Source organism: Phenylobacterium sp. (assembly GCF_025351295.1).
Classification (GTDB): Bacteria; Pseudomonadota; Alphaproteobacteria; order Caulobacterales; family Caulobacteraceae; genus Phenylobacterium.
Window position 1 is genome coordinate 35,023 of record NZ_JANXWD010000068.1, and the last position, 9,380, is coordinate 44,402.

Annotated in this window: 10 protein-coding genes; 4 read left to right on the forward strand and 6 right to left on the reverse strand. The window is 70.2% G+C overall.

Annotation, left to right across the window (positions count from 1 at the left end):
* Positions 1 to 37 precede the first annotated feature (37 nt).
* The 5 genes from Q0R13_RS10575 to Q0R13_RS10595 all read right to left on the reverse strand — a co-directional run bounded on the left by Q0R13_RS10575 (position 38) and on the right by Q0R13_RS10595 (position 6,228).
* Entirely contained in the window at positions 38 to 1,627 is a 1,590-nt protein-coding gene (locus Q0R13_RS10575) for a winged helix-turn-helix domain-containing protein (RefSeq protein ID WP_293903540.1), read from the reverse strand.
* A 519-nt stretch (positions 1,628 to 2,146) separates the two neighbouring features.
* A complete protein-coding gene (locus Q0R13_RS10580; protein ID WP_293903543.1) occupies positions 2,147 to 2,881 on the reverse strand; it encodes a choice-of-anchor K domain-containing protein in 735 nt (244 codons plus the stop codon).
* A 279-nt stretch (positions 2,882 to 3,160) separates the two neighbouring features.
* The gene (locus Q0R13_RS10585; RefSeq protein ID WP_293903546.1) at positions 3,161 to 4,144 is read right to left on the reverse strand and encodes a nitronate monooxygenase family protein; all 984 of its coding nucleotides are present in this window, start codon (positions 4,142 to 4,144) and stop codon (positions 3,161 to 3,163) included.
* Positions 4,145 to 4,300: 156 nt separating this feature from the next.
* A complete protein-coding gene (locus Q0R13_RS10590; RefSeq protein WP_293903549.1) occupies positions 4,301 to 4,876 on the reverse strand; it encodes a PEPxxWA-CTERM sorting domain-containing protein in 576 nt (191 codons plus the stop codon).
* A 266-nt stretch (positions 4,877 to 5,142) separates the two neighbouring features.
* On the reverse strand, positions 5,143 to 6,228 hold the full coding sequence (locus tag Q0R13_RS10595) for a hypothetical protein (protein ID WP_293903552.1): 1,086 nt from the start codon (positions 6,226 to 6,228) through the stop codon (positions 5,143 to 5,145).
* A 176-nt stretch (positions 6,229 to 6,404) separates the two neighbouring features.
* Between Q0R13_RS10595 and Q0R13_RS10600 the strand changes: the two genes are divergently transcribed.
* The 4 genes from Q0R13_RS10600 (at position 6,405) to Q0R13_RS10615 (ending at position 8,808) form a co-directional block, all read left to right on the forward strand.
* Positions 6,405 to 6,773 carry a hypothetical protein gene (locus tag Q0R13_RS10600; protein ID WP_293903555.1) on the forward strand — a complete coding sequence of 123 codons (369 nt, stop codon included), beginning with the start codon at positions 6,405 to 6,407 and terminating at the stop codon, positions 6,771 to 6,773.
* 11 nt (positions 6,774 to 6,784) lie between these two features.
* Positions 6,785 to 7,360 (forward strand): sigma-70 family RNA polymerase sigma factor, encoded by a 576-nt coding sequence (locus Q0R13_RS10605; protein ID WP_293903558.1) that lies wholly within the window; start codon positions 6,785 to 6,787, stop codon positions 7,358 to 7,360.
* Entirely contained in the window at positions 7,317 to 7,640 is a 324-nt protein-coding gene (locus Q0R13_RS10610) for a hypothetical protein (protein ID WP_293903561.1), read from the forward strand. Before Q0R13_RS10605 ends, Q0R13_RS10610 begins: the two co-directional genes overlap by 44 nt.
* Before the next feature lie 103 nt (positions 7,641 to 7,743).
* Positions 7,744 to 8,808, forward strand: a complete 1,065-nt coding sequence (locus Q0R13_RS10615; protein ID WP_293903564.1) for a methyltransferase domain-containing protein — start codon at positions 7,744 to 7,746, stop codon at positions 8,806 to 8,808.
* Between the two features lie 131 nt (positions 8,809 to 8,939).
* Here the strand turns inward: Q0R13_RS10615 and Q0R13_RS10620 are convergent.
* A partial coding sequence (locus tag Q0R13_RS10620) for an IS5 family transposase (RefSeq protein WP_293903567.1) occupies positions 8,940 to 9,380 on the reverse strand: 441 nt, incomplete at its 5' end.

The window sequence follows — 9,380 nt, forward strand, 5'->3', positions numbered from 1 at the left end:
GCGACGCTACGCCGCGGCCCCGTTCTAGGTTCTCGACCTAGACACCCTGCCAGCCAGCCGTTCCAAGAGCCTTAACGAGCCGATCGAGATCCGCGGCCCGGACGAACGGGTGGCCGGTTTTCAGGGCTTCGAGGGAATAGGCCGGGCCGTTGCTGCGCCGCCGACCCGGGCCCTGCCGCCCGCCCGCCAGGCGTTCGCCGGTCTCCAGCGCGCGGCGGGCCTGGGCCATCTGGCCGGCGGCGCTGTGGCAGGCGGCCAGCAGGTAGTGCAGGGGAAACCGCTCGGCCCCGCGCGCGCAGGCGTCGGCGGCATCGCGGGCGGCGGCCTCATAGTCGCCGGCCACGAAGCGGGCGATGGCCTTGCTGCGGAACCACAGCCAGGTCGCCGGGTCGTTGGGGCTGGCGGCGATGGCGCGCTCGGAATAGGCGATGGCGTCCGGCGACTGGCCCTCGAAGGCCAGCAGCCGCCCCATCTCCCCGGACGCGGCCGCCAGGTAAGGGTTGAGCTCCAGGGCGCGGCGCTGCTCGGCCTTGGCCTCGGCCAGCCGCACCATCGTCGAGAACACCACGCCCAGGGTGTAGTGCGCGAAGGCGTCCGACCCGTCCGCCGCTACGGCGCTGAGCGCGATCCGGTGCGCCTCGCCGATCGCCGCGGAGGGGTCCTCGGTATTGCCGACCCAGACGTCGAACAGCTTGCAGTGGGCCAGGATCGACAGCGCCGAGACGTCGTCCGGCTCGATCGCCAGGGCCTGCTCCAGCAGTCCCTCGGCGGCGCGCACGTCCTGGGGCGTGGAGCGCCAGAACCGCCGCCGGCCCTGCACGAACAGCCGCCAGAACTGCAGGCTGTGCTCGGGTGTCTGTTGGGCCCGGAACTCCTCGCGCGCCAGCACCGCCGGCTCCACCGTGCCGATGATCGAGGTGGTGATCTCGTTCAGCACCGAGAACAGGTCGGCCAGCGGCTGGTCGTAGTGCGCCGACCAGGCGCTGGTCTCGTCCGAGCCCTGGATCAGGTCCACCGACACCCGCACGGTGCCGCCCAGGCTGCGCACCTTGCCGTCCAGCACATAGTCCACCCCCAGCCGCGCGCAGATCGCGCCGGGCGGATGGCCGACCACGTCGGAGTGCAGCAGGAACTGGCGAGGCGTCACCGCCAGCAGCGGCGACTTCGACAGCCCCGCGGTCAGCTCGTCGGCCAGCGCCTCGGCGAACCAGGCCTGCTCCTCGTCTCCCGGCGCGTGGGTGAACTCCAGCACCACCAGCCGCGGCCGCGCCCGGCCGTCGAGCTTCAGCGCCGGTTCGGATCCCGGCATCGCCGGCGCGGTCGCCAGCCGGTAGCCCACCCGCGGGATGGTCTCCACCGCGAACGCGCCGCCGCTGCGGCCCGCCAGCTTGCGCAGCTTCATCATCACCAGGGTGATGGCGTCCTCGCCGACCACGCGGCCGTCCCAGCAGGTGGCGATCAGGTCGTCGCGGCTGACCACCGCGCCGTCGGCCGCGGCCAGGGCCACCAGCACCTGCATGACGCGCGGCTGCAGCACCTCGCGGCCATATTGCGACACCACCTCGCGGGTGGCCGGCCGCACGTCGAGCGCGCCCAGCGAAAACGCAGCCTGATGGGCCAGCTGCATCCTAATCCAGTCCCCCTTCAACCCAGGCGGGCGCGCCGCTGCCGCGCCGCCCCATCGACTCGCAAGTTAGCACAACCTCTCGGGGCCGGCATCGCCGCGCCGGCCGGCCCGGCGACGAAAGATCGGCGTCCGCTCGGGGAACGATCGGGTCGCCCCCCTGTCGGATCGGTCCCGTGGCTGGTCTTCTGGGGTTGGGTTTCAACTGCTTCTGGGCGCGCCGGCAGACCCGACATTCGGCCGGCGCCCCGGCCCCGTTCATCGCCGCCAGCCCCCGCTGGCGACGCCCGGGGGGTGCGTCTGTGCGGACGCGGAAAGGCGGACGGAACCTCTCCTGGGGCTCACCCCGTGCGGGCCTCGCCCGCCGGGGCTGGCCGGTCGAGGTGGCTGGGGAGCCGCCGCGGCCGGCCTGAGTTCCCGGCGAGGCTTGCGGGCCCCTTGACCCGCGAGCCGCGTCTTTGGCCCCCGATCACCGCGGGATCGGGGGCTACTTTTTGTCCGGTCGACGTCGAGGCGGCTGGATCAGGCCAGCGCGGCGCGGGCCCGGCGCGTGCGCAGCGCCCCGCCCAGGCCGAAGAAGCCCAGGATCATCATCGCCCAGGTCGCCGGCTCCGGAACCGCGCCCAGGCCGTGCCCGATGAAGCCGGCGCTGGCCGCCACGGGCGAGATGTCGATGTGGTCGAGGGTCAGCATCGGGTCGCCGACGATGCTGCCGAACAGCTCGATCGACGAGGTCATGCCCTCATAGACGTTGAAGGTGCTGGAGAAGTCGCTGAACCCGACGAAGTCGGAGTCGCGCGCCGCGCCCAGCCCGGTGTTCTGGGTCGTCACGATGTTGAGGTCGGAGATGTGCTCGTCGGCCACCCCCCCGGTCAGCAGGTGCAGCTTGGCCCCGAAGATCAGGGTCGACAGGTCGCTGGTGCCGTTGGTGTAGATGATCGTCCCCAGGTGGAAGATCTGCATCGACGTCACGTTCAGGAAGTTGTCGCCCAGGAAGATCAACTGGCTGGAGCCGGGCGTGCTGCCCCAGGTCACGGCGGCCCCCGGGAAGCCGGTGCTCACCGCGCTGGCCCCATTGTTGAGGAACCCCGAGGCGCCGCTGATCAGCACGACGTCGCCGCTGGTCACGGGATCGCTGAAGAAGCCGGTCACGGACCCCGAATACAGCGCGTCGGCGGACGCGGCGGAGGTCATCAACGGCGACAACAACGTGGCCACGCCCAGCACCGCGGCAGCCGCGGCGGATCGAATATGCATCTGAAAACTCCCTGGTCCTGACGGATTAACTCATCGTTAGGGTTACGAAGGCGCCGCATCAATAGGATTCGCCTGCAGCGCGAGCGGCGTCCGAAACATATAGATCGCGAAGATTGGACCGGAGCCGAGTCTTTGGACTAGAGCCCGAGACCAGCGCACGCCTATACGTGACCGAACGCGGCGGAGAACTTCTCCAGAGGTGCGGTATGGTCTTAAGACCTTCGATGCCCTGGTCCTAAGACCTCAGGGCACAGGTCTTAAGACCATTCCGCTCGCCGCCTACGTCGTTTGCAGCACCCGGCCCGAGGTCCGCGCGAGCACGTCCTCGGCCTGGCGCATGATATTGGCGACCAGTTCGGCGCAAGTGGGGATGTCGTGGATCAGCCCCTGGCTCTGGCCCACGGTCCAGATGCCGTCGTCCACGTCGCCACCCTCATAGACCTTCACCCGCCCGCGCAGCCCGGCCACCAGGTGGCGGACGTCCTCGATGGTCTTGGTGGAATCCTGCTGGATCTTCGCCACCTCCTCGGAGATCGCGTTGCGCGCCACCCGGCTGGTGTTGCGCAGCGTGCGGTTGGTCAGCAGCGTGTCGCGCTCGGTGTTCTCCACGATCTTGCGCTTGACGTTCTCGTGGATGGCGGCCTCCCGCGTGGCCATGAAGCGGGTGCCCATATTGATCCCGTCGGCGCCCAGGGTGAGCGCGGCGGCCAGGCTGCGCCCGTCGGCCATCCCGCCGGAGGCGATGATCGGGAGGTCCACCGCGTCGGCGGTCGCCGGCAGCAGCACGATCAGCCCCACGTCGTCCTCGCCCGGATGCCCGGCGCACTCGAACCCGTCGATGGAGATCACGTCGACGCCCAGCCGTGCGGCGGTCACCGCATGGCGCACCGAGGTGCACTTGTGGATCACCTTGACGCCCGCGGCCTTGAACCCCGCCAGGTGCTCGATCGGGCTGCGGCCCGCGGTCTCGACGATCTTGATGCCGCTCTCGATGATCGCCTCGCGATAGTCGTCATAGGGAATCGGGTTGAGCGACGGCAGCAGGGTCAGGTTCACCCCGAACGGCTTGTCGGTCAGCGCCCTGCACCGCTCGATCTCCGCCAGCAGCGCCGCCTTGGTCGGCGACATGTGCGCCACGATGAACCCGAGCGCCCCGGCGTTGGCCACCGCGGCCACCAGCGGCGCGGCGCCCAGCCCGGTCATCCCGCCCATGACGATCGGCGTCTCGACGCCGAACATCTCCGTGATCCTGGTCCTGATCATGCCGTCCCCGTTGGTGTGCGTTTCCCTGGCCCCCACCTTAGCCAGTGGAACCGCCGCCGCAACGCGGGACCGGCGTCCTGTATCGCGCCGGTCAGCCCGCGGCCGGTCAAGCACCGGCGCCAGGCGGCCGCCCCGCGGCGTGCGCGCCAGCGCGGTCTAGGCGACGACCTGGCGGCGCTGGCGGCGGAGGGCCACGCCTGCGCCGCCGAACCCGGCGATCATCAGCGCCCAGGTCGCGGGCTCGGGCACGCCCCCGCTGATCGACAGGTGATACTGGCCGACGGCCTGCGTGGTGAACGAGTCGCAGCCGCAGTCGCCGCCGCCGTCGACGAGATCGTACTCACCGAACTGGAAGGTCGGCGCCGAGGTGTCCCCGCTGAACAACTGGGGCCCGAACAGGTCGAAGTGCGCGCCGAAGAAAGACGCGGCGGACGCGTCGCCCAATTCGGGGAGCCCACCGAGGAAATCGAACTCAAGCCCGCCGTCGGCGGCGGCGGTGTAGAACGTAAAGTTGGAGAATACGGCGAGTTGGCCATTGGCGGCGCCGAAGGCTGGGCCGCCGACGTCGAACGAGGCGTCGTCGGCGTAGTCCGGGGTCGGGGACTGCGGGAGCGCCCAGCGGTAGCTGTCGGCGTCGTGCGTCAGGTGGAACGTCACGCCGGCGGCGGCGGCCGGATAGGCGGCCAGCGCCAAGGCGCCAAGGGCCAAGGCGCCAAGGATTGCGCGTTTCATGGTTTTGCTTCCCCCGAGACTGGCCACGGCCAATCTCACGGTGGAGCTTTTCACAGACGGCCACGCTGGCAAGCCAATTCGCCTCGGAGGCGAGCGCCGATCCCGGGGAGTGCCCGTCTTTTCCCCGGAACGGGACGGGAAGCGGGCGTGATGTCGTCGGGCCTCGGAGCGTGCCTGGCGGCGTCCGGGCGGGCTGGGTCCGCGAGAGCGGTGCGCTCCAGACGAAAATGCGTGCGACGGTGTTGCGAATTGGCGTCCCCGTTATTCTACCGCGCCGCCGGGTTCCAGTCCGGTCCGAAGCCGCGGGTGACGAAGGTGAACGCCGAGCCGTCGGGATCGGTCAGGGTGACGCCCGCGTGCTCGGGGTCCGACGGGCAGAAAAGGAACAGGGCGATGCGGTCGCCGCCCGGCGACACCTTCGGCACGCCGGCGATGCAATCGGCCTTGGCGGCCTGGCTGAGATCGGTCTCGACCTTGCCCGGCGTGTAGGGGTCGCTCGAGAACTTGAACAGGTGGCGCACGGTGGCGTTTGCCGTGCCGGGCACGATCCGCGGCAGCCCGCGCGAACTGTAGATCGTCTTGCCGTCCGGGCTGATGCCGGGGTCGGCCTCCCCGCTCTGCTCCAGGCCGGGCGGCGTGCAGTTGGGGCCGCCGTCGGTGATGCGGGTCCGCTGGCTGCCGTCCGGCCTTATGCGGTCGAGGCGAACCTTGAAGCAGCCGTCGATGTCCTGGGCCACCGAGAAGTAGATCCAGTTGTCGCTGGACCACAGATAGTCGCCCCATTGCCGGTCGTCGGGGTTCCCGCTCGAGGGGGCGATGACCCGCGGCGACGAACCGTCCGCGTTCATGATCGAGATGGTGTTGTTGGAGAAGTCGCCATAGCCGATCTGCCGCCCGTCCGGCGACCAGACGCCCTGCACCGAACGGCCGGTGTGGGTCAGTTGCGTCTCGGCGCCGCTCGCCCGGTCATAGACCCAGACGTCCAGGATCGACGCCGGATCGCCGTACCCGCCGACCGCGAACCGCGTGTAGAGCAGCTTCGACCCGTCGGGTGAGAAGTGCGGCAGGAAATGCTCCGTCCCGTCGTGGGTCAGCTGCTGGATGGCCTTGCCGTCCACGCCGGTCGTGAAGATCTCCTGGCGCGTCGCCGGACCCGGCGCCGGCAGGGCCGGCGAGAAATCCGCGGTGAAGACCAGGGCCGGCGACGCGGGCGGCGCCACGACCGGGGGAGGCGGCGGCGTTGGCGATGTCGTCCCCCCGCCGGGTCCGCCGCCGCCGCCGCTGCACGCCGCCGAGGTCATGGCCAGCAGGACCGCCAGACCTGGCGTCCACCGATTGCGTCGCCCGCGCATCGCACTCTCCTCCGTCGGCGGCGCAGGGGCACGGATGGGTGCCTCAGGATCCGATGCGCCGACCCCCTGGACGCCGCGTCGGCGCATTCCGGATGCAGGTCCGCGAAATTCGTGGGCCACTGCATCCAGGCGAGCCCAGGCCGACGTCTTCACCGCCAGGCAAGAGGAACAACCCCATGGAACTGTTTGCAGTGCTGGCGGCGGTCACCGTGGTCAGCGCGGTGATGTCCTGGTCCAGCTACCGGGCCGCCAGCGAGGCCGAGGCGACGATCCGGCTGGCGATCGAAAAGGGCCTGCTGACCGATGCGATGGCGATCCGCGACCTGCGCCAGCCCGCGGGCCTGAGCTGGGTCGAACGCCTCACCGTGCTGGGCATGCTGGTGCTGTTCGCCAGCGCCGGCCTGGTCGTCGGGGCCGTGGCGCTGATCGTCCTGACCGGCGGCCGGCCCGCGCCGCTGTTCGCGCTGGCGGCGTTTTCCGCCGCCCTGGGGCTGGGCCTGGTCCATTGCGGGCGCTGGGTGCGGCGGACGCGCGCGCGGCCCTAGGCGCCGCCATCGTGCCCCTGACCGACCCGGAACGCCGCACGGTCCTGCTCGCGGCGGGCGGCGACCTCGCCGCCTTCACCCGGCTGGTCCGCGACCACCAGGGCTATATCGCAGGGCTGCTGCGCCGCGCCTGCGGTGACGCAACGCTGGCCGAGGACCTGACTCAGCTGACCTTCCTCAAGGCCTGGCGACGGCTGGGGTCGTTGCGCGACCCCGACGCCGTCCGCCTCTGGCTGCGGCGCATCGCGCTCAACCTGCTGACCGACGCCATGCGTCGCGGGACCGTGCCCACGGTGGCGTTCCACGACGAGCTCGCCCACGTCGGGCAGCCGTCGCCGGAATCGGCCCTGCTGCACGGCCTGGAGATCGACCGGGCGCTGGAGCGGCTGGCCACCGCGCCGCGCACCTGCATCGTGCTCGCCTATGGCGAGGGCATGAGCCACGGCGAGATCGCCGCCGCGCTCAAGCTTCCCCTGGGCACCGTCAAATCGCATATTGCCCGCGGCCTCGCCACGCTGCGGCAGATCCTCGAGGTGGAAGATGATGACCACGAAGTTCGAAGCCGAGCTCATTCGCCATCTCGCTGAGCCGGCGGACGCGGCCCAGATCGACGTCAGCCGCGGCGTAGCGGCGACGATCGCCCGCCAGGCCCGCACCCGGCGCCGCGCCGGGCTGGCCGCGGCGGGCGCCTGCACGATCCTGACGGCGCTGGCCGTGGTCGCCGGCTTCGGCTTCGCCGACCGGGGCCTGCCAAGGGCGGGGCTGACCGACGCCAGCCTCCTGTGGCTGCCGTTCGCCATCCTCGCCGCGATGCTGACCGCCGCCGGCGCCACGCTCTCGGCCTCGCTGATGCGGTCGATCCGTTGAAAGCGCCCGCCCGCATGGGGGAAGTTCCGCCCTCGGCGCTCCTACACCCGGGACCGACATCCGCTCGGTCGACCGAATTTCATTTCTGAGGCCTATGGATCACATGAACGACATCGACGGCGACAAGTTGAACGCCCTGGTAGGCAAGATGCTCGGCGACCTGGGTGGAGCCTACAGCGTGCCGACGGTGCGCATCGGCTTCCGGCTGGGCCTCTTCGCATCCCTGCACAAGGACGGCGCCGCCAGCGCCGCGGACCTGGCCAAGCGAACCGGCCTGGCCGAGCGCTATGTCCGCGAGTGGGCCATGGCCCAGGCGGCCAATGGCTACGTCACCTTCGACCCCGCGCGCAACGCCTTCAGCCTGAGCCCCGAGCAGGCCATGGTGTTCGGCGTGAAGGACAGCCCGGTCTACCTTGAGGGCGCCTTCGACCTTGCCGCCGAGATGGTCCACGGCCAGCCCAAGGTCGAGGCCGCCTTCAAGACCGGCGGCGGCGTCACCTGGGGCGAAAGCTCGGGCTGCCTGTTCTGCGCGGTCGGCGCCTTCTTCCGGCCGGGCTACGTCAACGCCATCGCCCAGGCTTGGCTGCCGGCGCTCGACGGCGTGCTGCCGAAGCTGCAGGCCGGCGCCCGCGTCGCCGACGTCGGCTGCGGCGTGGGCTTCTCGACCCTGCTGATGGCCGAGGCCTACCCGAACTCGACCTTCGTCGGCTACGACTTCCACGGCCCCTCGATCGAGCAGGCCAACGCCCACGCCAAGGCCCACGGCCTGGGCGACCGGGTCCGCTTCGAGACCGCCAAGGCCAAGGACATCGCCGAGCGCGACTTCGACCTCATCACCATGTTCGACTGCCTGCACGACATGGGCGACCCGCGCGGCTGTGCGGCCCACATGCGCAAGCTCCTGAAGGCCGACGGCGCCTGGATGCTGGTCGAGCCGATCGCGGGCGACACCCCCGCCGACAACCTCGGCAATCCGGTCAGCCGCCTCTACTACAACGCCTCGACCATGATCTGCGTGCCGACCTCGCTGGCCCAGGAAGTGGGTGAGGCGCTGGGTGCCCAGGCCGGCGAGGCCAAGCTCACCGAGGTGATCAAGGGCGCCGGCTTCTCTAGCGTGCGCCGCGCCACCCAGGGCCCGTTCAACATGGTCCTGGAAGCCCGGCCCTAGAGCACGACAGCTTGAAGTGGATACCGGTTCAAGCGCCCGTCGTGCTCTAAGTTCTTGATTTAGAGCCTTTTTGTCCGGTTCAAATGATTCCATTTGAACCGGAAAGGTTCTAGGTCGTAGGGACGATTTAGTCATTTGAGCCATAGCATGATGCTGGCGAGGGTGACGAAGCCCATGAAGGTCTGGGCGAGCTTGTCGTAGCGGGTGGCGATGCGGCGGCATTGCTTGATGCGGCTGAAGAAGCGCTCGACGCGGTTTCGCTCTTTGTAGAGGGCCTTGTCGTAGCCGTGCTGGCGCTTGCGATGGCGCCTGGGCGGGACGACGGGGTCGCCGCCCTGGTCGATGGCCTTCTGGTAGAGCCGGTCGGCGTCGTAGGCCTTGTCGGCGATCACATACTTGGCGGCGAGGCCGTCGATCAGATCGCAGGCGGGCGCCATGTCGTTCTGCTGACCAGGCCCCAGGATGAGGCGGACCGGCAGGCCGAGCGCATCTACGCAGACATGGAGCTTGGTTCCGAAGCCGCCGCGCGAGCGGCCAAGCGCCTGGGCGTCCAGTCCCCCCTTTTTCGCCGC